Origin of the sequence: Devosia sp. UYZn731 (assembly GCF_040546795.1) — a bacterium.
Lineage (GTDB): Bacteria > Pseudomonadota > Alphaproteobacteria > Rhizobiales > Devosiaceae > Devosia.
This window is the reverse complement of sequence record NZ_JBEPOL010000006.1, coordinates 174,956-201,603: the sequence shown is the minus strand read 5'-3', so window position 1 is coordinate 201,603 and position 26,648 is coordinate 174,956. Positions and strand designations below refer to the sequence as shown.

Below are 26,648 nucleotides of genomic sequence, written 5' to 3'. Positions count from 1 at the left end.
ATATATCTTGGTTGCGTTGACGCTCAAGGTGGGCGCCCGATTTGGCGATTTCAAGATATATCTTACGATTGTTTTTAGATGACGCGCAGACGCAAAAAGAAACCCCCGGGCAAGGCCCGGGGGTTTTAACAGAACCGAGTTCGGCAGAGCCGCCTAGATCTCGCTGTGGCTGGCTTCGACGCGGTCGAACTGGCCGTGCTTGCGGAAGCGCCACATATAGGTGGGCAGGATAGTGTCCATCGCGGTGGGCGTGATGCCGAAAGCGACGAGGGTGCGCTTGTCGCGCATCGCGGCTTCGGAGACGACGTTGTCGGTGCCGAGCAGTTCGACCTGATCGGCCGTGATCAGCGGCTTGAACGGCAGGATGGCGAGGGGCAGCGCCAGCAGGCGCGCAACCGCCGATGGCAATGGCAGCAGCGCCGGGGTGCGGCCGGCTTCGCGCAGGATGCGGGTCAGCAGCTCTTTGTGGGTTTCGATTTCGGGGCCGCCCAGCTCGTAAATGCGGCCGGTCTTGACCTGGCCCAGCGCCGCCATGGCCAGCGCCTCGGCGACATCGCCCACATAGACCGGCTGAAAGCGCGTACCGCCCGAAATCAGCGGCATGATCGGCAGCATGCGGGCGAGGCCACCCATCATGTTGAAGAAGCCGTCATCACGGCCGAACATCAGCGAGGGGCGCAGGATCACGGCCTGCGGGAAGGCCGCGAGCACCGCCGCTTCGCCGGCCAGCTTGGACTGGGCGTAAAGACTGTTGGTGGCGGTATCGACGCCGAGGGCGGACATGTGCACCAGCGAAGTGACCCTGGCATCGCGCGCGGCGGCGGCGACGTTGGCCGCGCCCTCGGTGTTGATCGCGGAAAACTTCTGCGCACCGCGCTCGAAGCCGATGGCCACCAGGTTGATGACGATATCGGCGCCTTTGACGGCGCGCTGAACCGAGGCCAGATTGCGCACATTGGCCTGGATGGGCAGGATCTGGCCGACCGTGCCCAGCGTCTTGGTGTGACCGGCGAGATCGGGCCGGCGGGTGGCGACGCGAATGCGATAGCCCTGACGGGCCAGCACCTGGATCACCTGCGTACCCACGAACCCGGCGCCGCCAAAAATGGTGACGAGTTGCGGTTCAAAACGATCCATGACGAGGCTCCGGCAGGCGCAAGGGGTTGGCCTGCTTCTAGCGCAAGGGCGGGCGGGCTGTCGAGGGCCGCGGCGGAATTGGGGCTTGACTCATTGGCTCGTTTGTTCTTGTTTTGTTCGAACAACACAGGAGCAGGCCATGGCCGAAGCAAGGATTTATCACGGGCAATGCCATTGCGGCGCGGTGCGTTACACCGCCCATACCGAACTGAGTGGGTTGATGGATTGCAACTGCTCGCGCTGCCGGCGGCTGGGCTGGATTTTGAAATCGGTGCCGGCGGCGGAGTTTACCCTGCTCAGCGGGGCGGACAGTTTGAGCGAATACCGCTTCAACACCGACAAGATCGAGCATTTGTTCTGCAGCACCTGCGGCATCGAATCATTTGCGCGCGGGAAGGATCGGGCCGGCAATGATCTCGTCATGATCAACGTCAATTGCCTCGACGACGCGCCGCCGATCGACCGCACAAGCATCGCGCACTGGGACGGCGCCAATGCCTGAGCGGGCTGGCGTCACCCCCCGACACATAGCGCGCGAAAGCGTGTTGACATCGGCGCCGGGGCAACCTAGTTACACCGCGCTTGCCCAGATGGCGGAATTGGTAGACGCGCACGGTTCAGGTCCGTGTACCGCAAGGTGTGGAGGTTCGAGTCCTCTTCTGGGCACCAATATCTTGAACTGCAAAGTTCATTCAGTACGCCGACCGTGCAACTCGCCCGGTCGGCGTTCTGGTTTTCGGGCGATGATGTGCCTTCGGGCCTGCGTCACACCAGCGTGCTCCCGCCTTTCCAACGCCTTCATGCTGTGCCATCACGGTTCAAACGCAACACCGAGACCGACATGGCTATCAGACTGCATCGCGGGGACTTGCCGAACCTTCATAATTATACCGGTCGGGAAGTGGCGATCGATACCGAGACCATGGGGCTGCATCCGCATCGCGACCGGTTGTGTGTGATCCAGCTGTCGCCGGGCGATGGCAGCGCCGATGTGGTGCAATTGCCACAGGGCATCAACGAGGCGCCCAACCTGGTCAAGCTGTTGACCGATCCCGATGTGACCAAGATTTTCCACTATGCGCGCTTCGACGTGGCGGCGCTGCAGAACCGTTTTGGCGTGGTGACGGGGCCGGTCTATTGCACCAAGATCGCATCCAAGCTGGTGCGCACCTATACGGACCGGCACGGGCTCAAGGACATTGTGCGCGAACTGCTCAATATCGATCTCTCCAAGCAGCAGCAGAGTTCGGACTGGGGCGCCGAGAAAATATCCGACGCGCAGCTCGAGTATGCGGCTTCCGACGTGCTCTACCTGCATGACCTCAAGCGCCATCTCGACCGCATGCTGAAGCGTGAAAACCGCATGGAGATCGCGCAGCAATGCTTCACCTTCCTCAAGACGCGGTGCGAACTGGACCTGTTGGGCTGGGATGAGACAGATATTTTCGCCCATAGCTGAGTGTTCATGAACACGCACGCCGATACTGGCCCCCGCCTGCGGACCTATCAGCGCCTCGTGCTGCGCAACCGGGTCGTGGGGGTGCTGCGCATTGCGGTGCCGCTGCTGGGCGTGGTGGTGCTGGTGCTGCTGGTGGGGCAGATCTATCTGTCGAGCCTGGGCAGCCGGTTCGGCGTGGGGCAGATTTCGGTGACGCGCGACCGGGTCACCATCGATGCGCCGCAATATTCGGGCGTGCTCGATGACGGCTCGGTCTATCGCGTATCGGCCACGCGGGCCGCCGCGGCTCTGAACGCCACCGACGTGATGGATTTGAGCACTGCCAGCATCAATGTCGTGCGCACCGACGGGGTGACCATGGATTTGAGCGCCAACATGGCGCGCCTGGACACGACGCGGGAGCTGGTGATCATTGAGGGCGACACGCATGTGGTGGAAAGCACGGGAACCACCAGCACGTTCGCCAATTCAGTCTTCGACTGGCAGAAGCAGGAGCTGACCGGCAAGGGGCCGGTGGTTGTGGACTATGCCGATGGCACCCATCTGGTGGCCAAGGGTCTGCGCTATAATGCCAAGACTGCGGTCTGGACTTTCACCGCCGCGACAGTCACCCTGCCCGATACGCCCGGAGCCAAAGCACCATGAGCCTGTTATCCAAAGTGTTCGGCGTCGGATTGAGCCTGGCTCTGGCGAGCCATGCGGTGGCGGCCGACAAGGTGCAGATCACCGCCGACACCTTCACGGTGACCGAGACCAGCCATGAGGCGGTGTTCACCGGCAATGTGGTGGTCAACCATCCCGCCGTTCTGGTGCATGCCGACAAGGTGGTGGCCACCTATGGGGAGGGCGGCACGACCGACATCAAGACCTTTGTGGCCACGGGCCATGTGGAGCTGAAGACCAGCGACCAGAACGCTACCGGCGAGAAGGCCGTGTTCACGCCGAGCGACCAGTTATTGCGCCTGACCGGCAATGTGCTAGTGACCAATTCCGGCGGCACGGTGGGCGCGGGCGAGCTGGTGGTGAACATGGCGACCAACGTGTCGACCTTTACGGGCGGCGACAGCGGCAAGCGGGTGACCGGGGTGTTCACCTCGCAATGACCGATAGCGTCAGCAAGGCCAGGATCGACCAGACCGGGTGGCTCGTGGCACATAGCCTGGCCAAGAGTTTTGGCAAGCGCGCCGTGGTGCGCGACGTGTCGATCGCGGTGCGGCGCGGGGAGGCCGTTGGTCTGTTGGGCCCCAATGGCGCCGGCAAGACCACGGTGTTCACCATGATCATGGGGCTGGTGAAACCCGATAGCGGCAGTATCAACCTCGATGGGCGAGCGATCACGCATCTGCCGCTGTTCCAGCGCGGGCGGCTGGGCATCGGCTATCTGCCACAGGAACCTTCGATTTTTCGCGGCATGACGGTGCGCGGCAATATCATGGCGGTGCTGGAAAGCCATGTGCGCAGCAAGGCCGACCGCAAGGCGCGGCTGGAATCGCTGCTCGATGAATTTTCCATCAGCCACCTGGCCAGCGCCAATGCGCTGGCGCTGTCGGGCGGCGAGCGGCGGCGCGTGGAAATTGCCCGGGCACTGGCGGCGGACCCGGTGTTCATGCTGCTGGACGAGCCGTTTGCGGGCGTCGATCCGATCGCGGTGGCCGAGGTCAAGGGGCTGGTCAAGCAGTTGACGCGGCGCGGCATCGGCGTGCTGGTGACCGATCATGCAGTACGCGAGACGCTGGGACTGGTCGACCGGGCCTATGTGATCCATGGCGGCAAGGTGATGATCCAGGGCAAGCCCGAGACCATCAGCGCCGATCCGGATGCGCGGCGGGTGTATCTGGGTGAGAATTTCGAGATTTAGGGGGGCGTTGGGCGCAACAGTGCCCTGCCCTGCCATCCTGCCCTGCTTAAAGATCTGGCTGCCGCCCCCTGATTCCGCCCCCACCCACCGCCTTCCCGCGGACTTGATCCGCGGGCCGCCCTCAACACCGCATGCGCGACGAGAGGCCCGCGGATCAAGTCCGCGGGAAGAACGGCGGGTTGGAGGGACTATGCCGACCGATGGCGCAGCGCCTCCACCGCGGCGTGAGGAACACCGGCGACACAGCTAGCCGGCACCAACCCACTTGGCACGGAACTTGCCCTCGCGCTTGCCCCTCGCGCCGAATTGAGTCATGGTCCGGCCGGGAAGTGGCTGGCAACGGCCAAAAGTTTTGCCTCAGGGACCATTCATTCATGGCGCTTTCGCCGCGGCTGGAGTTTCGCCAGGCCCAAAGCCTGACGCTGACGCCGCAGTTGATGCAGTCGATCCGGCTGCTGCAACTGAGCCACCTCGAACTCAACGATTTCGTCGATGCCGAGCTGCTGCGCAACCCGCTGCTGGAGCGCGAGGATGGCGGCGATGCCGACACTGACGCGCCCGAAGCGCCGGAGCGCGCACCCGAGGGCCAATCCTACGAAGACACGGTAGAGCATGGCGACCGCATCCAGAGCGCCGACACGATCGCCGATGGCTATGATACGTCCGTCGAGAATGTCTTTCCCGACCAGCCGGGGCAGGACCAGCTCAATCCGCAGAGCCGGCTCGACCGCAATGGCGCCAGCGAAGGCGGGGAAGCCCCCGATATCGACCAGTTCGTCGCGGCCCGGCCGCGTCTCAGCGATCATCTGGAAAACCAGACCAACATGATCCTGCGCACGCCGGCCGACCGGCTGATCGCGCGCTACCTGATCGATAATCTCAACGAGGCCGGGTATCTCGCCGTCGAGCCGCAGGCGATTGCCGACCAGCTCGGGGCCGAGCTGGCCGATGTCGAGGCGGTGTTGCAGGCGGTGCAGGGCTGCGATCCGCTGGGGGTGTTCGCGCGTTCGGTCAAGGAATGCCTCGCCATGCAGTTGCGCGAGAAGGATCGGCTCGATCCAATCATGATGCGGCTGCTGGATAATCTTGAAATGCTGGCGGACCACAATATGCCGGCGCTGATGCGCGCGGTGGGCTGCGACCGAGAAGACATCAATGAAATGCTGGCCGAACTGCGCCAGCTCGACCCCAAGCCGGGGCGCGCCTTCGATGTGGGGCCAGTGGAGGCTGTAGTGCCCGATGTGTTCGTGCGCCCGGGCCCGGCGGGCGACTGGCAGATCGAGCTGAATACCGAAGTGCTGCCCAAGGTTCTGGTCAACCGCGTCTACTATGCGACGGTGACCAAGAAGGCCCGTGACAGCGGCGAGAAGGCCTTCCTCAGCGACTGCCTGCAGACGGCGAACTGGCTGACCAAGAGTCTCGACCAGCGGGCGCAGACCATTTTGAAGGTGGCGGCCGAAATCGTGCGGCAACAGGACGGGTTCCTACTGCATGGCATTGCCCATTTGCGGCCGATGACACTGAAAATGGTGGCCGAAACCATCGAAATGCACGAATCGACGGTCAGCCGGGTGACCTCCAACAAATACCTGTCGACGCCGCGCGGGCTGTTCGAGATGAAATACTTCTTCACCACCGCAATTGCCTCCAGCGATGGCGGGGTGGATCATTCGGCCGAGGCGGTGCGCCATCGCATTCGCCAGTTGATCGACGCCGAGGCGCTGAGCGATGTGCTGAGCGACGATACCATCGCCGAAGTGCTCAAGCGCGAACAGGGAATCGATGTGGCGCGCCGCACCGTGGCAAAATATCGCGAGGGCATGAATATCCCCTCATCGGTGATCCGGCGGCGGCAGAAGAAGAATCTGGAGCAGGTGGGATAGCGAGGTGCTCGCCCGTCCCGATTTTGATGCGTTGTGCCGCTACAACCACGACGTCATTCTCGCGAAAGCGGGAACCTATTCGTAGAGCGGCTGGCAAAAAGAGTGGGTTCCCGCTTTCGCGGGAATGACGCCGAGTTCTGATTTTAGGCATCAAAAGACAGAGCGAGGCACTGTCCGCTTTCGAACGGAAAGCTAAAGCGCTTCCATCAACGTGTCACGCTTTTAAACGAACTCTTGCGGGGTGATGCGCATTGCCTCCCTTAGCCGAGCGGGTCTAGCATCGGGGGAGCGGCACACCCATATCCAGGAGGTATGAGCGTGACGTGATCCCGAAGGGCGGGAATCCGGCTTTCGGCTACTCAAGCGTCGGTTTTCGACGATAAAAACAGCGAAAGAGGAACCCATGACCTTACGAGTTTCCGGCAAGAACATGGATGTTGGCGATACCTTGCGCAGCAAGGCGGAGGATCATTTTGACGCCGTCGTCGCCAAGTATTTCGATGGCGGCTATGACGGGCATCTGACCTTGACCCCTGATGGCATTGGCTTTCGGGCCGATTGCATCGTGCATCTCGACAGCGGTGCCATGCTGCAATCGAGCGCCCAGGGCGGGGATGCGACCTCGGCCTATGAGGTGATGGCGCTCAACATCGAAAAGCGGCTGCGCCGCTACAAGCGGAAACTCAAGACCCATGGCAAGGGCATCAAGGCCAATGGCGACGACACGCTGGCCCAATATACCGTGCTGGGCGCGTCCGACGAGATGGACGAGTTGGATGAAGACTATGCGCCGCCGGTGATTGCCGAGACCACCAAAAACCTGCGTTCGCTCAGCGTGGGCGAAGCGGTGATGGAACTCGACCTAACACAATCCGGTGTAGTGGTGTTCCGCCATGCTGGACATGGCGGGCTGAATGTGGTCTACCGCCGCTCCGATGGCAATATAGGCTGGATTGATCCGGCTCTGGGGGCAAATTAGGTCCCCCACCAGTACAGACCAGAAGAACTATTGCGGGACTGAATTCATGGAATTGGCCGATATCCTGGCTGAGCGTGCCGTGCTGACTTGCACGGGCGTCAAAACCAAGCGCCAACTGTTCGAACAACTGGCCAACAAGGCTGCTGAACTCACCGGACGCTCCAAGACGGAACTCTTCGAGGCTATCGAAAGCCGCGAGGAACTTGGCTCGACTGGCTTGGGCAATGGCATTGCGATACCCCACGGCAAGGTGGCGGGGCTCAACCGGGTGTGCGCCGTGTTTGCACGGCTGGACGAGGCCATCGAATTCGACGCGCTCGACGACCTGCCCGTCGATATCGTGATGATGCTGCTGGCCCCCACCGGGGCCGGCGCCGATCATCTCAAGGCCCTGTCGCGCGTGGCGCGCGTGCTGCGCAACGAGCATACGCTGGACGAGTTGCGCCGGCTTGAATCGTGCGACGCGATCTATGGTGTGCTTACGGCACCGATGGCGTCGACTTACGCGGCGTAGGCTAGTTCGATATGCAAAAATGCAAAACCCTCGGGAAGCCCGAGGGTTTTTTGTTTCAGGCTCTCGCTCTTTCCCACCTACTGCCCTTCCCGCGGACTTGATCCGCGGGCCGCTCGCCGCACATTCGAAAGCTGGTGTTTGTCGTTGGAGACCCGCGGATCAAGTCCGCGGGCAGAACGGTGGGAGTGGAGCGTATTGGGGCGCTAAGGCGCTACGAAAATTCAGTGCAGCGTTGCCAGGCCCAGCTTCTTGTCGCCGAGCCAGTCGGTGACCGCGTCTTCGGTGTCGGTGACCAGCAGCGGGGTTCCGTCGGCGGACATGACCAGCTGATAGAGCCCACCGGTGTCGAATTGAGCGTCGGTAATCATGGCCGACAGCGCATCGCCGCCGATGGCGCGCACATAGGCCACGGCGTTGCCGCCAAGAGCAGCAAACTGGGCGCTCGTCAGATCCTTGAGCGGATGGATAACGTCACCGACATTGGCCTCGTCATTGCGTTTTTCATACATTTTCAGGCCCTTTCCTCATAATGAGCGAATTTCTACACGGCGGGCGACCTTCAGCGCTTGCGGGCGCTCCAATGCAACAACGAGCATACCATGCCCTAAAGTTGCATCTTTGACGATCATCCCATCAGCCAGGAGGAACGAGCGCTGGAATTGCCGCGCCGCGATACCGCGATGCAGGTACTCCTTGCCGGGTTCATCCTTCTGGCGGCCACGCACCATGATCTGGTTATCCTCGGCCATGACTTCGAGCTCGTTGGCGGCAAAGCCCGCCACCGCGATCGAGACCAGGAATTTCTCCGTGCCGTCGGGCAGGACGGTCCGTTCGATATTATAGGGCGGGTAGCCATCGGCCGATTTTGCCAGCCGATCGACCCGCTCTTCGAACGCATCGAAGCCCAATAGGAACGGGGCAGAGAACACAGAAATACGCGACATCAGGGGCGTCCTTGATAGCAAGCAACGTCTGGGCCGGACCCATAACAAGTGGCATCCGGCGCCCAAGGAAGAATATGGGGAAGCGTGCGGTGGGTTCAAGTGCGGGGTGGGAGTGAGCTGGTGCTTGGGCCACCCCCCACCTAGCCTGCCCTGGGAGGGGGGGACGACGGCGCCACTCTCGGGAACTTGATCCAGTTCAACACACCGGCAGGCTCCTTCCCCTGTCAGGGGGGCTGGGTAGGGGTAATCTTCTGCCTAGATCGGCAGGCCTGACAGCAGGCGCGGCCCGTTGGAGCCCAGACCGGCGGCGGCGCGGATCATGGCGGATTTGACCGGCTCGGCGCGATCCACCAGGCCCAGCCCGAAATCGCGCAATGCCCGCACCGGGGCGATTTCGTTGGAGAACAGGCGGTTCATGGTGTCGGTGACCATGGCCATGGCGGAGGTGTCGAGGCGGCGCCAGCTTTGGTAGCGCGCCAGCACGTCATCGCTGCCGTGGTCGAGACCGAGGCGGAGGGCTTCGACGACGACTTCGGCCAGGGCAGCGACGTCCTTGAGGCCCAGGTTCAGGCCCTGGCCCGCGATGGGGTGCACGACGTGGACGGCGTCGCCCACCAGGGCCAGGCGGGGGGCGACGAACTCGCGGGCAATCCGCATGTGGAGCGGGAAGGCCTGCAGTTTGTCTTCGGCGATGACGGCGCCCAGCGTCGAACCCATGACCGATTCGATGGTGGCGTTGAGTTCGTCCGGGCCCATGGCGAGGAATTTAGGGGCGTCGACGCTGGCCTCGGTCCACACCAGGGAGGATCGGTTGCCCTTGAGCGGCAGGCTGGCAAAGGGGCCGGCGGGCCGGAAGTGTTCGTAGGCGGCGCCATCATGGGAGAGCTCGTGACTGATCGTCGTCACCAAGCCGGACTGCTTGTAGTCATGGGCGACCACGGTGATGCCGGCCATGGTGCGCAGTTTTGACTGGCCGCCATCGGCGCCGACGACCAGCGGCGCGCCAAGCAGGCGTCCATCGGCCAGCGTCAGCACGCCCGCAATGCCGTCGGCGGCAAAGTGCTCGATTTCGGCGGGGGCGATCACTGTGATGCTGGGGGCGGCGGCATCGAGCAACACCTGCCCCATGACGCTATTGGGCACCATATGGGCAAAGGGCTCGCCCGGCGCGACATCGCCCGCAAAGCTGAGGAACAGTGGCCGCGACAGGTCGCCGGTGCCCGAATCGGTGATGCGCATCGCCGTGATGGGTTGGGCGGCCTCCGCCATGGAGGACCAGACGCCCAGCGCCTCGAATACCCGGCGCACGCCGGCCGCAACGGCCGAGGCGCGGTTGTCGCGGGGCACTGCCAATGGGCGCCGGTCGACCAGGCCAATGCGAATACCGCGCGCGGAACGGGCCAGCGCCAAAGCCAGGGTCAGGCCCACCGGCCCGCCACCCACGATCAGCACATCGAACCGCTCGTTCCGCATGGTCATTCGCCTCGTTTGAATACCACAGTTTCGCCGCCCCGGCGGGGCGATGCAAGGCGCGTCAGCGTCGCGGGCAGCGTGCCGCAATATTGCCCAAATCGCGCCAGTTCTGCACAAAAATCAGGCAACTTTCTGCACCCGCGCTCAGTGCTCGCGTTAGTTATTCGGTAACTCTTTGTTTTAGCGACATATTTTGAGCAAACCCGACTTGGCACGGGTCTTGAGTCTATCTGGGCATTCCAGACTGACGCCAAATTGCAAAGGGGCTCTCATGAAACTGGTGATAGCGATTATCAAGCCATCACGCCTCGAAGAGGTTCGCCAGGCTCTCAACTCACTCGACGTCCACGGCATGACCGTGACGGAAGTGAAGGGCTATGGCCGCCAAAAGGGGCATTCCGAAATCTATCGCGGCACCGAATACGCCGTGCACTTCCTGCCCAAGCTCAAGGTCGAGATCGCAGTCGATGATGCCCTCGCCGATGCCGTGTCCACGGCCATCCGCGACAGCGCCCAGACTGGCCGGATCGGCGACGGAAAGATCTTCGTCCTCGATCTGCTCGCCGTCACCCGTATTCGCACCGGCGAAACCGGCGCGGCCGCCCTTTAAGCGTCATTCGGAGAGAAACAGAAATGACAGGTCTCAAGACGTCAAAACTACTCGGGGGGACACTGCTCGCCTCCCTGGCGATGAGCGTGGCCGCTTTCGCCCAGGACGCTGCCGCCCCCGCCGCTGATGCAGTCGCTGCCGTCGCCGCCGAAGTCGTCCCCCATGTCGACAAGGGCGATACCGCCTGGATGCTGGTCTCCACCATGGCCGTCATCGTCATGACCGTGCCGGGCCTGGCCCTGTTCTATGGCGGCCTCGTGCGCTCCAAGAACGTGCTGTCGGTGCTGACCCAGGTGTTTGCCGGCTTCGCCATGATCGCCCTGCTCTGGGTGGCCTATGGCTACACACTGGCCTTCAACGGCGCGACCGATGGCAGCGGCCTGTCCAACTTCATCGGCGACTTCTCGAAGTTCTTCCTCGTGGGTATCGGCCCCGACTCGACCACCACAACCTTCTCGGCGGCGTTCCTGCTGCCCGAAATGGTGTTCGTGATCTTCCAGCTCACCTTCGCGGCCATCACCGCCACCCTCATCGTCGGCGCCATTGCCGAACGCATGAAGTTCGGCGCCCTGCTGGCGTTCCTCGCCATCTGGTTCACCTTCTCCTATATCCCGATCGCCCACATGGTCTGGTATTCGGGCGGCCTGCTGTTCAAGATGGGGGCCTATGACTTCGCCGGCGGCACCGTGGTTCACATCAATTCCGGTGTGGCCGCCCTCGTCGCCTGTCTGGTTCTGGGGCCGCGCCTCGGCTACCTCAAGGAGCCGATCGCGCCCCATAACCTGGTGCTGACCTATGTTGGTGCTGGCCTTCTATGGTTCGGCTGGTTCGGCTTCAATGCTGGATCGAACCTGGAAGCCAATGGCCTCACCGCCATCGCCCTGCTCAACACCATCACTGCACCCGCTGCCGCGGCCCTGGTCTGGATCCTTTGCGAGAAGATCAGCCGTGGCCATGCTTCGGCCCTGGGCGCCGTGACCGGTGCGGTTGCGGGTCTCGTCGCCATCACCCCGGCGGCCGGTTTTGCCGGTGTTGCGGGTGCCATGGTGCTCGGCGGCGTCGCCAGCGTGGTCTGCTTCTGGGCGGTCGTGTCGCTCAAGGCGATGTTCAAGTATGACGACAGCCTCGACGTGTTCGGCGTCCATGGCGTCGGCGGCATCGTCGGTGCGCTCGGCACCGCCATCGTCGCCACCCCATCGCTGGGCGGTTACGCCCTGGGTGACGCAGCCGCCTACTCGTGGACCGGCCAGTTCCTGATCCAGCTCGAAGCGGTGGCTATCGCCGTGGTGTGGTCCGGTGTCGTGGCCTTTGTCGCGCTGATGATCGTCAAAGTGGTGTTCGGCGGCCTGCGGGTTGCGGAAAGCGCCGAGAGCGATGGCCTGGATATCGCGACCCATGGCGAGCACGCCTACAACAGCTAAGCCAATATCCCGGGCGGCGAGACTCGCCGCCCGGCTCCTTCAAGCCCCAAAAGAATTGATCGCCGCGTGCAGCTCGTGTTCCTCTTGGCCCGCCACAGAGGCTTCCCACTCGCAAAACCGCACGGGCTGCACACCACGATCAATTGAGCCACACAGTGCCGCAATGCCAGTCCTCCCCAGGGGCAATGCGGACAACAAGGGCCTGCCGGAACCCCCGGCGGGCCCTTTTTCTTGGGCCGGCGACCGATGGTTAGCATGAGATTAACCCCAGCCTTCTAGCATGGGGCAACATTGGGCAAGGATCGTCCGCGCCCGGTAGAGACTGTTGCCCGCCCATGCCGACACATCCCACCCCCATGCTCGACGAAGTGCGTTCCATGCCCGCGCGTGGTCCCAAGCCCCGGGCCAAGATCACGGCGCCCGTCGCGCCCAAGGCCATTGCCATCCATATTCCGCTGCGGCTGGTCGGCCTGATCGTGCTGGCGGCGGTTGGGATATGCCTTGCGGCACTGGCATCGTGGTCGGTGGATGATCCCAGTTTTTCCTATGCGACCAGCAAGGCGCCGGCCAACTGGCTGGGTTTTCCGGGCGCGGCGATCGCCGATATCGCGTTCCAGACGCTGGGCCTCGCGGCCCTGGTGCTGGTCGTTTCGCCGGCCCTGTGGGGCTGGGCGCTGGCGCGCAAGCGCGTCGTCACCGGCATGGGGCTGCGCGCCCTGGCCTGGATCGGCTCCACATTTTTGGCGGCCGGAGTGCTGTCCTTCATCGCCATGCCCGCCACCTGGCCGCTGCCGACGGGCCTGGGCGGCCTCGTGGGCGGCCTGTTCAGCAATACCGCGGCTTCGATCGCCGGGGCGCCGGTCAGCGGGCTGATGGGTACGCTGTTCGCCATAATCATCGCCATTCCGACGCTGGCCCTGTTCTGGATCGGCATGGGCCTGGGCCACACCATTTCGGCCGCGCCGCAGAAGGTATCGGCCGCCGCAGCCCGCCGTGGACAGCCCGCAGTTGCGGACGATGAGCCCGAGACCAATCCGCTGGTCGATATCGTGCTCGGCGCCATGGTGCATACCGGCTATTCGCTGCGCACCGCGTTCCGCCGCGCCCGCGAAAGCCATGCCCAGCGCCGCGAGGACGAAGCCTCGTTGCGCGATAGCGACCGCGAACCGGGCATGGATGTGTCCGTCGAGCCGGTCGGTGGTCGCCAGGAGCCCTCGATGGCTCCGACCCAGCGCCGCATTCACGCACCGGCTGAACCAGCGTTCGAGCAGCCCCGCGCCGAGCCGCGCATCAATGCGCCGAGCGATTATGACGATACCGAACTCGACTATCCGGCCGAGCCGGAAGACGACGACCTGCCTTTCGTGCCCGACGTGCCGGCACCGGCCGTGGTCAACCATCATCAGCGCGGCGATTCGCGCTTTCATCCGGCACCGCCACCAAGCGGCATCTCGCCGCGCGTTTCCGCGCCGCCGCAGCGCCCCGTGCAGGGCCAGCGCGTCGGTCGGGAAGCCCAGGGCTCGTTCCTCGACGCGCCGCTCGGCTTTGAGCTGCCGCCGCTGAGCCTCTTGGCCGAACCCAAGCACAAAGGCCCGTCCGAGGAGCACAATCCCGAACGGCTGGAGGCCATGGCGCGCCAGCTCGAAGGCGTGCTGGAAGATTTCGGCGTCAAGGGCGACATCATCAATGTGCGTCCCGGCCCGGTGGTGACGCTGTTCGAACTGGAGCCGGCGCCCGGCATCAAATCGTCCCGCGTGATCTCGCTGGCCGATGACATTGCCCGCTCGATGAGCGCGATTTCCGCCCGCGTCGCCGTAGTGCCGGGCCGCAATGCCATCGGCATCGAACTGCCCAATCACAATCGCGAAATGGTGTATTTCCGCGAGATGCTGGCCTCGACCGATTTCGAGAAAATGAAGGGCAAGCTGCCCATCTGCCTGGGCAAGACCATTGGCGGCGAGCCGGTGATCGCCGATCTCGCCCGCATGCCGCATCTGCTGATCGCCGGCACCACCGGCTCGGGCAAGTCCGTCGGCATCAACACCATGATCCTGAGCCTGCTCTACCAGATGACGCCCGAGCAGTGCCGCATGATCATGATCGATCCGAAAATGCTCGAGCTGAGCATCTATGACGGTATTCCCCATCTGCTGACCCCCGTGGTCACCGATCCGCAAAAAGCGGTCGTGGCGCTCAAGTGGGCCGTCCGCGAGATGGAAGACCGCTATCGCAAGATGAGCAAGATCGGCGTGCGCAATATCGACGGCTTCAACCAGCGCGTGAACGAATCCAAGGCCGAAGGCCGCGTCATCACCCGCACGGTGCAGACCGGGTTCGATCGCGAAACCGGCGAGGCGATTTTCGAGAGCGAGGAATTCAACCTCGAGCCACTGCCCTATATCGTGATTATCGTCGACGAAATGGCCGACCTGATGATGGTGGCCGGCAAGGATATCGAAGGGGCCATCCAGCGCCTCGCCCAGATGGCGCGCGCCGCCGGCATCCACATCATCACCGCAACGCAGCGCCCGTCGGTGGACGTCATCACCGGCACGATCAAGGCCAACTTCCCCACCCGCGTCAGCTTCCAGGTGACGTCCAAGATCGACAGCCGCACCATTCTGGGCGAGCAGGGCGCCGAGCAGCTGCTGGGCAATGGCGACATGCTCTACATGGCTGGCGGCGGCCGCATCAAGCGCCTGCACGGACCGTTCGTGGCCGATAGCGAAGTGGAAGCTGTGGTCGCGCATTTGAAGACCCAGGGCTCGCCGGATTACCTCGACAGCATCGTGGCCGACGAGGACGAAGGCGGCGGCGACATGGGCGACAGCGCTGGTGGAGACGATTATGCCGGCTCGGGCGACGAGCTTTACGACAAGGCCGTCCATATCGTTTTGACCGACAAGAAGGCTTCGACCAGCTATATCCAGCGCCGCCTGGCCATCGGCTACAACAAGGCTGCCACCCTGATCGAGCGCATGGAACGCGAAGGCGTCATCAGCCAGGCCAACCATGCCGGCAAGCGCGAGATTCTGGTGGGCAGCGACTGATCCGGGCGCCCTTTGCGCTCGAGAACCGATAGCGCAGTCACACCTCCCCCTATCAGGTGGAGGATCAAGGTGGGGGTTGGCCCCGGCCTTGATGCCGAGCACTAGGCACCCCCACCCAGCCTCCCCCTGTAGGGGGAGGAGTTTTTCCGGTGATAGGCGGTCATTGTGCCGCCAGCCACGGCCTCAGTCAGGGATAGTGCCGTTGCGGTGCAGCACCTGCCCCGCCAGGTAGAGCGAGCCGGAAATCACCACACGGGCATTGGGCACTTCCGCCGCACTGCGCAAAGCCGCGTCGATCGACCGGCTGGCGGTGGCGAGGAAGCCCGCACCGCGCAAGGCCTCGGCAATGAAGGCCGCCTTATGGGCATTGGGCTCGCCCGGAATGGTCAGCGTCAGGATCTTTTGCGCCATGCCGGCGAAGGGGGCCAGCACATCGGCGGGCACGCGGGTGTTCATCATCCCCATGATCAGCACCAGCGGCGCCGGGCGGGCGGCGTTCATATCGGCCAGCGCCCGGGCCAAGGCGCGGGTGCCGTGAGCATTGTGGCCACCATCGAGCCAGAGTTCGGCGCCGGGGCCGAGCAGGTCGCGCAGCGGACCCTGCAAGGACGATAGCCGGGCGGGCCAGGTGACGGTTTGCAGACCTTTTTCGATCGCCGCACTATCGACCGGCAGCTTGAAATGGCGCACTGCCGCAATCGCCACGCCGGCATTTTCGAACTGATGCGCGCCGATCAGCTTGGGCCGCGGCAGATCGAGCAGCCCGGCTTCGTCTTGGTAGACCAGGCGGCCATCCTGTTCATAGGCGTCGAAATCCTGACCGGCGACGAAGGGCGTGACCCCGAGGCGGCGGGCGACCCTGTCGATGCTGGCGAGACCTTCGTCGGCCTGGCGGGCGATTACGGCCAGGCTGCCGCGCTTGAGGATGCCGGCTTTTTCCACCGCGATCTTGCCGATGGTATTGCCCAGGAACGCCATGTGATCGAGATCGACCGGGGTGATGATGGTGCCGAGCGGATGCTTGACCACATTGGTGGTGTCATAGGTGCCGCCCATGCCCACTTCGAGCAGCACATAATCGGCTTTGGTTTCAGCGAACAGCACGAAGGCTGCCGCCGTGGTGATCTCGAAATAGGTGATGTTCTGGCCGGCATTGACAGTTTCGAGCCGCTCCAGCACGCCATTGAGTCGGCGGCTGGTCACCAGCTTGCCCGCAAGGCGAATGCGCTCGTTGAAGCGCACCAGATGGGGCGAGGTATAGACGTGGACCGATTTGCCCGAGGCTTCCAGCATGGCGCGGAGGAAGGCGACCGTAGAGCCCTTGCCATTGGTGCCGGCGACATGGATCACCGGCGGGAGATGCTCTTCGGGATTGCCGAGATCGGCCAGCAACCGTTCGAGCCGTTCCAGGCCCAGATCGATCAGCTTGGGGTGGAGGCCCGAAAGGCGCTTGAGAATGGCATCGGTTCGCGACATGGGCAGGTCCGGATCAGGGAAGCGATCTGGTAGCGCCGATTGGCCGCGGGCTCAATGGGGTAGGTCTTTGAAGTGGAGGGAAGGCCCCTATCCGTCGCTATGAGGCGCTCCCCAGAGCAAGAGATCAACAAAGATCGCAGCGCACTTGTCCCTATCTTTCTTCCCGCGGACTTGATCCGCGGGCCCCTCGCAGCATGTGCCGGGTTGAGAGTGGCCCGCGGGTCAAGCCCGCGGGAAGGATGGTGGGTGGGGGAGGATTGGCGTCGGGATCGAGATCGGGGACGGTCCCTGCCCTCAGAACTCGTTCCAGTCCTTGTCCACCGCCGTGGCTGTATTGCCGCGCCGCAAATAGGTGCCAGCGCCGGCTTTGAGTTTTTGCTGAATGCCGCGGGCGCCGGCGGGCTGGGGCACGGCAACCGGGCGCGACGGGGCGCGGGCGGGGGCTTCGGCGAGGGTGAAGATATCGACGATGCGGTCGAGCTCGCTCGCCTGCGCTTCAGTCTGCTCGATGGCAGCGTTGGTTTCTTCGACCAGGGCGGCATTGTGCTGGGTCATTTCGTCGAGCACTTGCACGGCGGTGCTGACCTCTTCGATCGAGAGCGCCTGCTTGCGGCTATCGCGCGAAATGGCCTCGAGCGCGGCGGTATTGTCGCGGATGGCGCCCAGCATGCTGGAAATCTTGGAGGCAGCGTCTGAAACCAGCCGCGAGCCGCCGCGCACTTCATTGGCGGATTGCTCGATCAGCGCCTTGACGTCCGACGACGCGCTGGCGGCCGATTGGGCGAGACGCCGCACTTCGACGGCAACCACGGCAAATCCCTTGCCGGCATCGCCGGCGCGGGCGGCTTCGACCGAGGCGTTCAGGGCCAAGAGGTTGGTCTGGAAGGCGATGTCGTCGATCAGGCCAATGATATTGGAAATCTTGGCCGACGATTGCGTGATCCGCTCCATGGCGTCATTGGCTTCCGCCATCACCGCGCCACCGGCCTCGGCGGTCTTGGTGACGGCCTGGGCCTGCACGCTGGCTGATTCGGCCTTCTTGGCGTTCTCGGCGACGGTGTTGGCAAGCTGTTCGATGGCGGCCGAGGTTTCTTCGATGGTGGCGGCCTGCTTGGTGGTGCGTTCGCTCAGGTCGTTGGCGCCGGAGAGGATTTCGCCGGTGGCACGTTTAAGGGCGCCGGAGGTGTCGCGGAGCTGGCCGACAATGTCGCCGAGCTTCTGCGCCACAGCGTTGGTATCGTCCTTGAGGCGGGCGAAAGCGCCTTCGTAATCGCCGCGCACGCGCAGGGTCAGGTCGGTTTCGGCGAGAGCCGCCAGCACTTCGCCGGTTTCGCCGAGGCCACGATCGACAGTTTCGACCAGGGCATTGACGCTTTTGGCGAGGCCATTGAGTTCGGCATCGGGGAATTGGGCATCGACGCGCTTGCTGAAATCGCCCGCGATGGCGGCATCGACCACGTCGCCAAAGGAGCGCTGCAGGCTCTGCATCATTGAGGCACGATCAGCGCGACGGGCGATCGACTGCGCCGCCTCGGCCTCGGTCAGCTCGGTGACCTTCTGGCCGTTTTGACGGAACACTTCGACGGCGCGCGACATGGCGCCCAATTCGTCGGTGCGGCCGGCGCCTTTGATGCGAATGTTGAGATTACCCTGGGCGAGTTCCTGCATGGCGCCGGTCAGCAACGTGATCGGCCGCGTGACGCTGCGCGAGAACAGCCAGCCGGCTAAAGCCACAACGGCCAGGAGGGCCGCGCCGATAGCGAGCATCATGTTGCGCATGTCGACGATGGGCGCGAGCACTTCGCCGGTGGCCATCACGGCGACCACCGCCCAGTTGCCGGCACGCGTGGTGACCGGAGCGGCGGCGACCAGCATTTCGGCGCCCCGATAGGCCGTCGAGGTGCCTTCGCCCGTGGCGCCCGCAATGGCCTCGTCGAGTGCGGGGGCGGCAAAGCTGGTGACCAGCGCGTCATTGGCTTCGGTGAAAATGGAGTCCGAGCGCAGCAGCCCGTCGGAACCGACGACCAGCGCCTCGCCGGTCTCGCCGAAACCGGTGCGGTTGCCGATGACGGCATCGAGCCGTTCGGAGGGGAGCTGGATGGCCAGCACGCCAACCTTGCGGCCGGTGGCATTGAACACCGGCTTGGCGAAGAAACTGGCCGGCAGGCCGCCCGCAGCCGCATAAGGCGCGAAATCGGCAAACACCAGATCGTCGGGGGTTTCGATGGCGACGGCCTTGGCAAACACCTGCCCCAAGGCCGAGGAGGCCAGCGGGCCGGTGACGAAATTGGTGCCGAAATCGTCGCCCTTGTCGACCGAATAGACCAGCGAGCCCTTGAGGTCGAAGAGGTAGAGATCGCGATAGCCGCGCGCAGCGATCTGGCTACGGAAGCCGGGATGGAAGCGGGTGTGGGTGACGTCATAGGCGCCGGTGGTGCCCAGCGTATCCAAAGCCGCCAGATCATCCTTTTTGGGATTGTTGGTGACGTAGAGGGTGCGCACTTCTTCGGTCGGGTTGACCTTGAACTGCAGCCAGGCGCCGCCGAAATCGCGCAGGGCCTGCACGGTGGCCTCGGAGCGCGAGGTGGCCGTCAGGTCATCCTCGACCGATTTGAGATAGGTCGACACCTGCGTGGCGCGTTCGGAGGCCAGCGTGAGCAGCCGGCTTTCGGCCGAGGCGCGCAGCGCGTTCGAGCCGATCAGGTAGCTGGCGCTGCCGACGCCGATACTGACCAGCAGGGCCGAGCCGATCAGCGCCAACGGCAGCTTGCGGGCAATCGACATCGAACGGAATTTGAACATGCAGTTCCCCCTCGCGAATGCCGCTGGCTGGCGGCGACGCAAGAGGATGCGCGCTGAGCTCTTTGGCAGCGCGCAATAGTACCTGAAACGATATTAAGTGCCGGTAAAGGAAGTTCGGACGGTTGGAGCTTGATGACTTCTGGTCGAGACGCCCTCAACTCCGCGTTTCTACCGGTCCGCAGTCTGTTCGGAAAAGCGGCGCCCGCTTTTCCCGATCATGCTCTGATTATTCGGCGTGGGCAGCCGGCGGCATCAGGGCCAGGTCGTCGTCGCTTTCGGCTGCCGCGGCGGCATCGCGCAGGCTGACGCGCGTGGTGGTGGTCATGGCCGAGGAGGCCAGTTCATCCACCGCCTCGTTGCGCATCAGGATGCCGGCCAGCGAGCCGATGGTGGAGCGCAGCTTGTGGCGATGCACCACCATATCGACCATGCCGTGCTCGAACAGGTATTCGGAGCGCTGGAAACCCTTGGGCAGCTTTTCGCGAATGGTCTGCTCGATGATACGGGCGCCGGCAAAACCGATGCGCGCGCCGGGCTCGGCAATGTGGATATCGCCCAGCATGGCATAGGAGGCCGTGACGCCGCCGGTGGTGGGATCGGTGAACACCACGAAAAAGGGCAGGCCGGCTTCACGCAGGCGCAGCACGGCCACCGTGGTGCGCGGCATCTGCATCAGGGAAAAAATGCCTTCCTGCATGCGCGCGCCGCCCGAGGCCACGAACAACACGAAGGGGGTCTTGCGGCTGGCGGCGGTTTCGAGCCCGGTAATGATGCCCTGCCCGGCCGCCATGCCGAGCGAGCCGCCGATGAAATCGAAATCCTGCACCGCCACGGTGGTGTCGCGGCCATAGAGCTTGCCCGAGGCGACGATGACGCTGTCATCGAAGCCGGTCTTGACGCGGCCTTCCTTGAGACGGTCGACATAGCGCTTCTGATCGCGGAATTTCAGCGGATCGACCGGCACGGCCGGGATGGCCACCAGATCGTATTTGCCATCGTCGAAGAAGGTTTCCAGCCGGTCGGCCGGCTTGATTTTCATGTGGTAGCCCGAATTGGGCACCACCCACTGATTGGCTTCCAGATCACGATAGAACACCATCTCGCCAGACTCCGGGTCCTTGACCCAAAGGTTTTCCGGCGTCTCGCGCTTGTTGGAGAGGAACGAGCGGATTTTCGGGCGGACGAAGTTATCGATCCAGTTCATGGTCTTTTGCCTTTTAAGACACCAGTTGGCGCAGAAATAAGCGCCGATTATGGCAAATGTTATCAGGGTGGGTGCGGCTTGGCAAAGCGGGGGTCATTCTATGCACCGCAGAACACCCTGCTAGCCGCTGCCAAAAACAACTACGTCGCCGCTGTCTGGCATCGCAAAAAATCCGGTCAGACCGCCGGCTCCTACGCGATAGTAGTAATCCTGCGGTCCTTCGTGGATGTGCGCATCCATTGGTTATCGTCGCTCGTACAGTCTAGCGGGACGCTGTGATTGTCCGCGACGAGATGTGCGTTGTCATCCAGGATGCGGAATGGGGCGGCTACCCATCCATTTTCAACTGCTGATCGGCTTTTGAGATATGTCTCTAAGTCTTGTGTTGGCAGCGAAAACCTGAAGAAGAAGCACCCCTTGCCGGTAGTGGCTTCTGAGACCCTGGACGTCGGGAATTCCTCAAGGAATGCGGCAACCAATTCGGGTCGATACGGTGCTGTGTCACATCCCGAGAGGCCATATGCCAGCAATCCGGCAAAAAGGAAACGCGTCGCGACTTGTGTGCTGGCTCGATCCAAGTGTGGTTCCGCCTAGCTTACGCCCGCGCCCGCCGCACCCCACCCGCCAAGCTCGCCACCACATCGCGCAAAGCCCCAACGGTCTTGTCGGTTGGCTTGCCGTCGAGCAGCGAGTTGCCCACCGTATCGACCAGCACCGAACCCACCGCGATGCCATCGGCATGCTTGCCGATATCGGCGGCGTCGTCGGCGGTCTTGATGCCGAAACCCACGACGATGGGCAGATCGGTATGGTGCTTGATGCGCGCGACAGCATCGCCGACCGCGCCGCGCGACTTGATGGCAGCGCCGGTCACGCCGGTCATGGAGACGTAATAGACGAAGCCCGACGTGTTGTTGAGCACGACGGGGAGCCGCTGATCGTCGGTCGTCGGCGTGGCGAGGCGGATGAAATTGATGCCAACCGCCAACGCGGGCAGGCACAGCTCGTCATCTTCCTCGGGCGGCAGGTCGACGACGATCAGGCCATCGACGCCGGCATGGACGGCGGCGGCAAGGAACGCATCGACGCCCATGGAATAGATCGGGTTGTAATAGCCCATCAGCACGATGGGGGTGGTGTCGTCCTTGCGGCGGAAATCCTCCACCATGGCAAGCACGCCGCGCAGCGTCTGTCCGGCCGCGAGTGCGCGCTGGCCGGCGCGTTGCACCGAGACACCATCGGCCATCGGATCGGAAAACGGCATGCCCAGCTCGATAATATCGGCGCCGGCCTGCGGCAGCATATCCAGCAGAGCCTGGCCCACGGCCAGGTCTGGATCGCCGGCCATGATATAGGTGACGAGCGCGGCGCGGTTCTGGGCTTTCAGCGCGGCAAAGCGGGTGGCAATACGGGTACTCATGACTTCAACAATCCCAGATACTTGCCGACACTTTCGACGTCCTTGTCGCCGCGACCGGACAGGCACAGCACGATCGACTGGTCCTTGCCCATGGTCTTGGCAACCTTCATCAGCAGCGCCAGACCGTGCGCCGATTCCAGCGCCGGGATGATGCCCTCGAGCTTGGTGCAAAGCTGGAAGGCTTCGAGCGCCTCGTCGTCGGTGATCGGCGCATAGGTGACGCGCTTGGTATCGTGCAGGAACGAATGTTCGGGGCCGACGCCAGGGTAATCGAGGCCCGCCGAAATCGAGTGACCTTCGAGAATCTGGCCGTCCTTGTCCTGCAGGAGGTAGGTGCGGTTGCCATGCAGCACGCCGGGGCGGCCGCCGGTCATGCTCGCGGCATGGCCGTTTTCGACATCGATGCCGTGCCCGCCGGCCTCGGCGCCATAAAGAGCAACCGATGAGTCATCGAGAAAAGCGTGGAAACTCCCGATGGCGTTGGAGCCGCCGCCGACGCAGGCGACCACGGCGTCGGGCAGCTTGCCTTCGGCCTTCTGGAACTGGTCCTTGATCTCGGTACCGATGACCGACTGAAAATCGCGCACCATTTCGGGATAGGGATGTGGGCCGGCGGCAGTGCCGATCAGGTAATAGGTGCTGTCTACATTGGTGACCCAATCGCGCAGGGCCTCGTTCATGGCGTCCTTGAGCGTGCCGGCGCCGGCGGTGACCGGACGAACCTCGGCGCCCAGCATCTTCATGCGCAGCACATTGGGCATCTGCCGCTCGACGTCGGTGGCGCCCATGAAGATGACGCAGGGCAGGTCGAACTTGGCGCAGACCGTTGCGGTGGCGACACCGTGCTGGCCGGCGCCGGTTTCGGCGATGACGCGGGTCTTGCCCATGCGCTTGGCCAGCAAAATCTGGCCGAGGCAATTGTTGATCTTGTGGGAGCCGGTGTGGTTCAGCTCCTCGCGCTTGAACCAGACCTTGGCGCCGCCAAGATGCTCGGTGACGCGCTTGGCGAAATAGAGCGGGCTGGGGCGGCCGGCATAATGGGTGGACAGATCGCCGAGTTCGGCCTTGAAGGCAGGATCGACCTGGGCGGCGCGGTAATGGGCTTCGAGGTCGAGGATCAGCGGCATCAACGTTTCGGCGACGAAGCGGCCGCCGAACTGGCCGAAATTGCCCGCCTCGTCGGGGCCGTTGCGCAGGGAATTGATGCCGGTCGTACTCACGTTACCTCGCATAAATGCTTCGGCTCCTGCGTCTCCCTCCCCCTTGTGGGGAGGGACGGCGCGCAGCGCCAAGGGTGGGGGATAGCCCCGGTGCGATGGAAGAAAACCCCCACCCGACCCCTTCGGGGCCACCCTCCCCACAAGGGGGAGGGAGAGAAAGGCCTATTGAGCCGCCCGCGCGTTGCGGATGAAGGCTTCGATCAGCCGCTTGTCCTTGACGCCGGGCGCGGTTTCCACGCCCGAGGACACGTCCACGCCAAACGGCCGCACGGTGCGGATCGCCTCGGCGACATTGTCCGGCGTCAGGCCCCCGGAAAGCATGAAGTCAAGGCCAGGGTCAAGCGCCTTGAGCAGGGACCAGTCGAAACTTTCGCCCAGCCCGCCGGGCCGGTCGGCGCCCTTGGGCGGCTTGGCATCGAGCAGGATGCGGTCGGCAATCTGGGCGAAGGCGGCCACATGGGCAATATCTTCGGGGCCGCCGATGGGCAGCGCCTTCATGATCTCGACGCCGGCCTCGGCGCGGATGGCCTCGACGCGGTGGGGGGTTTCGGGGCCGTGGAGCTGGATCCAGTCGGGACCGAGGGCGGCGATTTCGGCGACACAGGAATTGTCGGGATTGACCAGCACGACGCAGGTCTGCACCCGGCCACGCGCCTCGGAGATGAGGCTGGCCACCTCCTCGACGCTGACATGGCGTGGCGAGCGCAGGAAATGCATGAAGCCCACCATATCGGCGCCGGCCTCGATCGCGACCTCCAGCATGTCCGGAGTCTTGATCCCGCAAATTTTGACGATCAGGGGTTCGGCCATGGGGACGTCAGGCTCGTGGGGTTGGGGAATGGGGGATCATCGCAGTTCCAGCAGATCATCGACCTCGCCGAGGGCCGTCGCGGAGGGCTGGCGCTGGCTCTTGCGCAGGGCTTCGAGTTCGCCATTGAGCACCTGCGCCTCGCGCCGCCAATGGCGTTCGCGCTGGCGGTGCTGGCTCTGGGCAAACCAGGTGGCGATGCCGCCCAGCATGACGCCGACCAGCAGCACGACATAGAGCACGAGGAACAACGGCACCCCGTAGCCGGGTTGCTGCAGCACTTCGGGGGCGACGAAGGGATTGAAATTGAGGGCGACGAACTGCCGGTTCGCCAGGGCGAAGACGATCAACAGCGCACACAAGGGCACCAGGACCAACCAGCCAACGATGCGCTTAATCATTGCCTTCGTATGCCTTAATCGCCGAGCGCTTCTATTCGCGGTTCAGCCGCTCGCGGATTTCTTTGCCGGCCTTGAACTGGGGGACATATTTTTCGCCGACATCGACCTGTTCGCCAGTGCGCGGATTGCGCCCGACGCGGGCCGGACGGTTCTTGACCGAGAAGGCGCCGAAGCCGCGCAATTCCACGCGATCGCCGCGCGCCATGGCGTCGCCGACCTCATCGAGGATGGCATTGACGATATTTTCGATGTCGCGCTGAAACAGATGCGGATTTTCGGCCGCCAGCTTCTCGACGAGTTCGGATTTGATCATCGCCTACTCCGGTCGTATTGCGTTTTGAGCCCCTCGCTCAGAGCGCCGCGCCAACCTGCCAAAGCGAGACCAGCCCGTCAAGCGTGATGGGGCCTGCGGCAGGCAGACCAAGCGCGGAACGCGCCTGCCCGTTGGCGAAATTGGCCAGCCAGCCGAAGCCTTGTTCGGGCTGCGGATAGGCTGTGATCACCTTAAGATCGGCGGGAACATTGCGATCGGACACGAGCCAGGCCTGGGCTTCGAGCTCGCCGCCGATCTGATCGATCAGTTTGGATTGCACGCCAACGCGGCCGGTCATGATGCGGCCATCGGCCAAAGCCAGGGCTTCGGGGCGGGTTAGGCCGCGCCGTTCGGCCACGACATCGACGAACCACTGGAAGCTGTCATCGACCAAGGCGGCGATCGAGGCGCGGGCAGCGCCTTCCATCGGCTCGTTGAAATCAGGCTCAGCCTTGAGCGGGCCGGAGGCCACCTTATCAAAATCGAGCCCGATAGTATCGAGCAGCTTGCCGGCATTGACGTGCTGATAGAGCACCCCGATGGACGCCACGATCGACAGGCGGCGGGCGAAAATGCGGTCGGTGGCGATGGCGGTCATATAGGCGGCCGAAGCGCCCAGCTCCTTGATCACCGCAACGACGGGCTTTTTGGCGCGGAGCTGACCGAGCGCCTCATAGAGTTCCTCGCCGCCCGCCGTGGTGCCGCCGGGGGAATTGATGGCAACGATGACGGCCTTGACGCTGGTGTCGTTGGCGAGGTCATTGATGGCGGCAAGCCGCGCGGGATCAGTGGAGATAGTGCCATCGACGACCAAGCGGGCAATGTGGTCGCCCACGGGCGCATTGGAAAAGGCGAAACGGCCAAGCAGCGCCAGGACCGCGATAGCGAGCGCCACGAATGCCAGCACGCGCCAGAAACCGCGCGAGCGGCGATAGGTTTCGGCGGCGACGACGCCATGGGCGTCAACAGGGCGAACAGGGTCGGGCTGATCGGTCACGGGCGCCTCGCGGAACTAAGAGTGCTGGAGGTAGCGCTGCGACTGCGGATTTGCAAGGCGGCGGTCAGGGCGCCTTCTTGGCCGCCCGGCGCTCCTGCGCCACCACATAGGCCCGCAGCGCCTTGTTGATGTCGGTCTGGTAGCCCTTGCCGTCCTTGGCATGGCGCTTGAACCAGTCGAGAATATCGGCATCGAGGCGCAGCGTGGTTTGCTGTTTGGTGAGCCGATACATCGTGCCCTGCTTGGCGTACTCGAAGAATGCATCATCCAGCTCGGGGATATCAGAGAAGTCGATCTCGCTATCGGGCAAATCGGCCAGTTTGCGCATACGCTCAACCTGCTCGTCCGTTACCGGACCGGGCACATAGCGCGCAAACTTAGGGCTCTCGTCGTTCATAGCGTTTCCTTTCTGCCCGCGACGCTGGTCTGGCTGAAATAATGCGGATGGTTAAACCGTCGCCGAAAGCTTCTCGGCGCGTATGAATTACGAGCAGCATAGCCTCATCGCCAAAGCGCCCAATGGTCTTGAACCGCTCCTCGCCATCCACCGTCTTGGCGGGCTGGGTCAGCTCGTTGGGATCGTTAAAGACAAGCACGGCGTCTTCGAAATAGACGTCGTGCTTCGCCAAATTCAGCAGTCGTTTGTTCTCGTCCCATTCGAATTCCACGCATAGCCCCC

General features: G+C 63.6%; 25 protein-coding genes, 1 tRNA gene and 1 pseudogene. 12 read left to right on the top strand and 15 right to left on the bottom strand.

Annotated elements, in window-relative coordinates; translation table 11 throughout:
* Positions 1–153: 153 nt before the first annotated feature.
* On the bottom strand, positions 154–1,137 hold the full coding sequence (locus tag ABIB57_RS16210) for a complex I NDUFA9 subunit family protein (protein WP_354042151.1): 984 nt from the start codon (positions 1,135–1,137) through the stop codon (positions 154–156).
* A gap of 139 nt (positions 1,138–1,276) precedes the next feature.
* Between ABIB57_RS16210 and ABIB57_RS16205 the strand changes: the two genes are divergently transcribed.
* The 9 genes and pseudogenes from ABIB57_RS16205 (at position 1,277) to ABIB57_RS16165 (ending at position 7,830) form a co-directional block, all read left to right on the top strand.
* On the top strand, positions 1,277–1,639 hold the full coding sequence (locus ABIB57_RS16205; protein ID WP_354042150.1) for a GFA family protein: 363 nt from the start codon (positions 1,277–1,279) through the stop codon (positions 1,637–1,639).
* An 82-nt stretch (positions 1,640–1,721) separates the two neighbouring features.
* Positions 1,722–1,806 (top strand) — tRNA-Leu (locus tag ABIB57_RS16200).
* Between the two features lie 172 nt (positions 1,807–1,978).
* A complete protein-coding gene (locus tag ABIB57_RS16195) occupies positions 1,979–2,596 on the top strand; it encodes a ribonuclease D (protein WP_354042149.1) in 618 nt (205 codons plus the stop codon).
* Positions 2,597–2,602: 6 nt separating this feature from the next.
* Entirely contained in the window at positions 2,603–3,241 is a 639-nt protein-coding gene (locus tag ABIB57_RS16190) for a hypothetical protein (RefSeq protein ID WP_354042148.1), read from the top strand.
* Positions 3,238–3,699 (top strand): LptA/OstA family protein, encoded by a 462-nt coding sequence (locus tag ABIB57_RS16185; protein WP_354042147.1) that lies wholly within the window; start codon positions 3,238–3,240, stop codon positions 3,697–3,699. The genes ABIB57_RS16190 and ABIB57_RS16185 overlap by 4 nt, the downstream gene beginning before the upstream one ends.
* A gap of 23 nt (positions 3,700–3,722) precedes the next feature.
* A pseudogene (gene lptB, locus ABIB57_RS16180) lies at positions 3,723–4,454 on the top strand (LPS export ABC transporter ATP-binding protein); the annotation flags it as partial.
* Between the two features lie 374 nt (positions 4,455–4,828).
* A complete protein-coding gene (rpoN, locus tag ABIB57_RS16175) occupies positions 4,829–6,337 on the top strand; it encodes an RNA polymerase factor sigma-54 (RefSeq protein WP_354042145.1) in 1,509 nt (502 codons plus the stop codon).
* Positions 6,338–6,740: 403 nt separating this feature from the next.
* Positions 6,741–7,316 carry a ribosome hibernation promotion factor gene (locus ABIB57_RS16170; RefSeq protein ID WP_354042144.1) on the top strand — a complete coding sequence of 192 codons (576 nt, stop codon included), beginning with the start codon at positions 6,741–6,743 and terminating at the stop codon, positions 7,314–7,316.
* A 46-nt stretch (positions 7,317–7,362) separates the two neighbouring features.
* A complete protein-coding gene (locus ABIB57_RS16165) occupies positions 7,363–7,830 on the top strand; it encodes a PTS sugar transporter subunit IIA (protein WP_354042143.1) in 468 nt (155 codons plus the stop codon).
* Between the two features lie 221 nt (positions 7,831–8,051).
* On the opposite strand, the gene ABIB57_RS16160 is transcribed toward ABIB57_RS16165, so the two are convergent.
* The 3 genes from ABIB57_RS16160 to ABIB57_RS16150 form a co-directional block, all read right to left on the bottom strand.
* Complete coding sequence (locus ABIB57_RS16160) at positions 8,052–8,339, bottom strand: DUF1150 family protein (RefSeq protein ID WP_354042142.1); 288 nt, start codon at positions 8,337–8,339, stop codon at positions 8,052–8,054.
* A 15-nt stretch (positions 8,340–8,354) separates the two neighbouring features.
* Positions 8,355–8,774 carry an Hsp20 family protein gene (locus ABIB57_RS16155; protein WP_354042141.1) on the bottom strand — a complete coding sequence of 140 codons (420 nt, stop codon included), beginning with the start codon at positions 8,772–8,774 and terminating at the stop codon, positions 8,355–8,357.
* Between the two features lie 255 nt (positions 8,775–9,029).
* Positions 9,030–10,253 carry an FAD-dependent monooxygenase gene (locus ABIB57_RS16150; protein WP_502914405.1) on the bottom strand — a complete coding sequence of 408 codons (1,224 nt, stop codon included), beginning with the start codon at positions 10,251–10,253 and terminating at the stop codon, positions 9,030–9,032.
* Positions 10,254–10,518: 265 nt separating this feature from the next.
* Between ABIB57_RS16150 and ABIB57_RS16145 the strand changes: the two genes are divergently transcribed.
* From ABIB57_RS16145 to ABIB57_RS16135, 3 genes are all read left to right on the top strand, one after another.
* Complete coding sequence (locus ABIB57_RS16145) at positions 10,519–10,857, top strand: P-II family nitrogen regulator (protein WP_046134535.1); 339 nt, start codon at positions 10,519–10,521, stop codon at positions 10,855–10,857.
* A 23-nt stretch (positions 10,858–10,880) separates the two neighbouring features.
* Complete coding sequence (locus ABIB57_RS16140) at positions 10,881–12,278, top strand: ammonium transporter (RefSeq protein ID WP_354042140.1); 1,398 nt, start codon at positions 10,881–10,883, stop codon at positions 12,276–12,278.
* Positions 12,279–12,613: 335 nt separating this feature from the next.
* Complete coding sequence (locus tag ABIB57_RS16135; RefSeq protein ID WP_354042139.1) at positions 12,614–15,328, top strand: DNA translocase FtsK; 2,715 nt, start codon at positions 12,614–12,616, stop codon at positions 15,326–15,328.
* Positions 15,329–15,511: 183 nt separating this feature from the next.
* Here the strand turns inward: ABIB57_RS16135 and ABIB57_RS16130 are convergent, their stop codons facing one another.
* The 11 genes from ABIB57_RS16130 to ABIB57_RS16080 form a co-directional block, all read right to left on the bottom strand.
* Entirely contained in the window at positions 15,512–16,804 is a 1,293-nt protein-coding gene (locus ABIB57_RS16130) for a bifunctional folylpolyglutamate synthase/dihydrofolate synthase (protein ID WP_354042138.1), read from the bottom strand.
* Between the two features lie 294 nt (positions 16,805–17,098).
* Entirely contained in the window at positions 17,099–19,606 is a 2,508-nt protein-coding gene (locus ABIB57_RS16125; RefSeq protein WP_354042137.1) for a methyl-accepting chemotaxis protein, read from the bottom strand.
* Positions 19,607–19,832: 226 nt separating this feature from the next.
* Positions 19,833–20,810, bottom strand: coding sequence for an acetyl-CoA carboxylase, carboxyltransferase subunit beta (gene accD, locus ABIB57_RS16120; RefSeq protein WP_354042135.1), 978 nt, complete (start codon positions 20,808–20,810; stop codon positions 19,833–19,835).
* A gap of 595 nt (positions 20,811–21,405) precedes the next feature.
* Complete coding sequence (gene trpA / locus ABIB57_RS16115; RefSeq protein ID WP_354042134.1) at positions 21,406–22,230, bottom strand: tryptophan synthase subunit alpha; 825 nt, start codon at positions 22,228–22,230, stop codon at positions 21,406–21,408.
* Positions 22,227–23,450: a tryptophan synthase subunit beta gene (gene trpB, locus ABIB57_RS16110; RefSeq protein WP_354042133.1), complete on the bottom strand. Its 1,224-nt coding sequence runs from the start codon at positions 23,448–23,450 to the stop codon at positions 22,227–22,229. Before trpB ends, trpA begins: the two co-directional genes overlap by 4 nt.
* 162 nt (positions 23,451–23,612) lie before the next feature.
* Positions 23,613–24,260: a phosphoribosylanthranilate isomerase gene (locus ABIB57_RS16105; RefSeq protein ID WP_354042131.1), complete on the bottom strand. Its 648-nt coding sequence runs from the start codon at positions 24,258–24,260 to the stop codon at positions 23,613–23,615.
* Positions 24,261–24,296: 36 nt separating this feature from the next.
* On the bottom strand, positions 24,297–24,659 hold the full coding sequence (locus tag ABIB57_RS16100; protein WP_354042130.1) for a lipopolysaccharide assembly protein LapA domain-containing protein: 363 nt from the start codon (positions 24,657–24,659) through the stop codon (positions 24,297–24,299).
* A gap of 31 nt (positions 24,660–24,690) precedes the next feature.
* Positions 24,691–24,972, bottom strand: coding sequence for an integration host factor subunit beta (locus tag ABIB57_RS16095; RefSeq protein ID WP_299727988.1), 282 nt, complete (start codon positions 24,970–24,972; stop codon positions 24,691–24,693).
* Between the two features lie 37 nt (positions 24,973–25,009).
* Positions 25,010–25,969 carry a signal peptide peptidase SppA gene (gene sppA / locus ABIB57_RS16090; RefSeq protein WP_354042128.1) on the bottom strand — a complete coding sequence of 320 codons (960 nt, stop codon included), beginning with the start codon at positions 25,967–25,969 and terminating at the stop codon, positions 25,010–25,012.
* Between the two features lie 64 nt (positions 25,970–26,033).
* On the bottom strand, positions 26,034–26,366 hold the full coding sequence (locus tag ABIB57_RS16085) for a BrnA antitoxin family protein (RefSeq protein WP_354042127.1): 333 nt from the start codon (positions 26,364–26,366) through the stop codon (positions 26,034–26,036).
* Positions 26,347–26,637 carry a BrnT family toxin gene (locus tag ABIB57_RS16080; protein WP_354042126.1) on the bottom strand — a complete coding sequence of 97 codons (291 nt, stop codon included), beginning with the start codon at positions 26,635–26,637 and terminating at the stop codon, positions 26,347–26,349. The genes ABIB57_RS16085 and ABIB57_RS16080 overlap by 20 nt, the downstream gene beginning before the upstream one ends.
* Positions 26,638–26,648 lie beyond the last annotated feature (11 nt).

Coding starts and splice junctions, on each gene's coding strand:
- ABIB57_RS16145 (WP_046134535.1), top strand. CDS start 10,519: ATGAAACTGGTGATAGCGATTATCAAGCCATCACGCCTCGAAGAGGTT.
- ABIB57_RS16135 (WP_354042139.1), top strand. CDS start 12,614: ATGCCGACACATCCCACCCCCATGCTCGACGAAGTGCGTTCCATGCCC.
- ABIB57_RS16170 (WP_354042144.1), top strand. CDS start 6,741: ATGACCTTACGAGTTTCCGGCAAGAACATGGATGTTGGCGATACCTTG.
- ABIB57_RS16105 (WP_354042131.1), bottom strand. CDS start 24,260: ATGGCCGAACCCCTGATCGTCAAAATTTGCGGGATCAAGACTCCGGAC.
- ABIB57_RS16085 (WP_354042127.1), bottom strand. CDS start 26,366: ATGAACGACGAGAGCCCTAAGTTTGCGCGCTATGTGCCCGGTCCGGTA.
- ABIB57_RS16095 (WP_299727988.1), bottom strand. CDS start 24,972: ATGATCAAATCCGAACTCGTCGAGAAGCTGGCGGCCGAAAATCCGCAT.
- ABIB57_RS16205 (WP_354042150.1), top strand. CDS start 1,277: ATGGCCGAAGCAAGGATTTATCACGGGCAATGCCATTGCGGCGCGGTG.
- ABIB57_RS16190 (WP_354042148.1), top strand. CDS start 2,603: ATGAACACGCACGCCGATACTGGCCCCCGCCTGCGGACCTATCAGCGC.
- ABIB57_RS16185 (WP_354042147.1), top strand. CDS start 3,238: ATGAGCCTGTTATCCAAAGTGTTCGGCGTCGGATTGAGCCTGGCTCTG.
- ABIB57_RS16160 (WP_354042142.1), bottom strand. CDS start 8,339: ATGTATGAAAAACGCAATGACGAGGCCAATGTCGGTGACGTTATCCAT.
- accD (WP_354042135.1), bottom strand. CDS start 20,810: ATGAACTGGATCGATAACTTCGTCCGCCCGAAAATCCGCTCGTTCCTC.
- rpoN (WP_354042145.1), top strand. CDS start 4,829: ATGGCGCTTTCGCCGCGGCTGGAGTTTCGCCAGGCCCAAAGCCTGACG.
- ABIB57_RS16140 (WP_354042140.1), top strand. CDS start 10,881: ATGACAGGTCTCAAGACGTCAAAACTACTCGGGGGGACACTGCTCGCC.
- ABIB57_RS16195 (WP_354042149.1), top strand. CDS start 1,979: ATGGCTATCAGACTGCATCGCGGGGACTTGCCGAACCTTCATAATTAT.
- ABIB57_RS16155 (WP_354042141.1), bottom strand. CDS start 8,774: ATGTCGCGTATTTCTGTGTTCTCTGCCCCGTTCCTATTGGGCTTCGAT.
- ABIB57_RS16125 (WP_354042137.1), bottom strand. CDS start 19,606: ATGTTCAAATTCCGTTCGATGTCGATTGCCCGCAAGCTGCCGTTGGCG.
- ABIB57_RS16100 (WP_354042130.1), bottom strand. CDS start 24,659: ATGATTAAGCGCATCGTTGGCTGGTTGGTCCTGGTGCCCTTGTGTGCG.
- ABIB57_RS16210 (WP_354042151.1), bottom strand. CDS start 1,137: ATGGATCGTTTTGAACCGCAACTCGTCACCATTTTTGGCGGCGCCGGG.
- ABIB57_RS16150 (WP_502914405.1), bottom strand. CDS start 10,253: ATGACCATGCGGAACGAGCGGTTCGATGTGCTGATCGTGGGTGGCGGG.
- ABIB57_RS16130 (WP_354042138.1), bottom strand. CDS start 16,804: ATGTCGCGAACCGATGCCATTCTCAAGCGCCTTTCGGGCCTCCACCCC.
- trpA (WP_354042134.1), bottom strand. CDS start 22,230: ATGAGTACCCGTATTGCCACCCGCTTTGCCGCGCTGAAAGCCCAGAAC.
- ABIB57_RS16165 (WP_354042143.1), top strand. CDS start 7,363: ATGGAATTGGCCGATATCCTGGCTGAGCGTGCCGTGCTGACTTGCACG.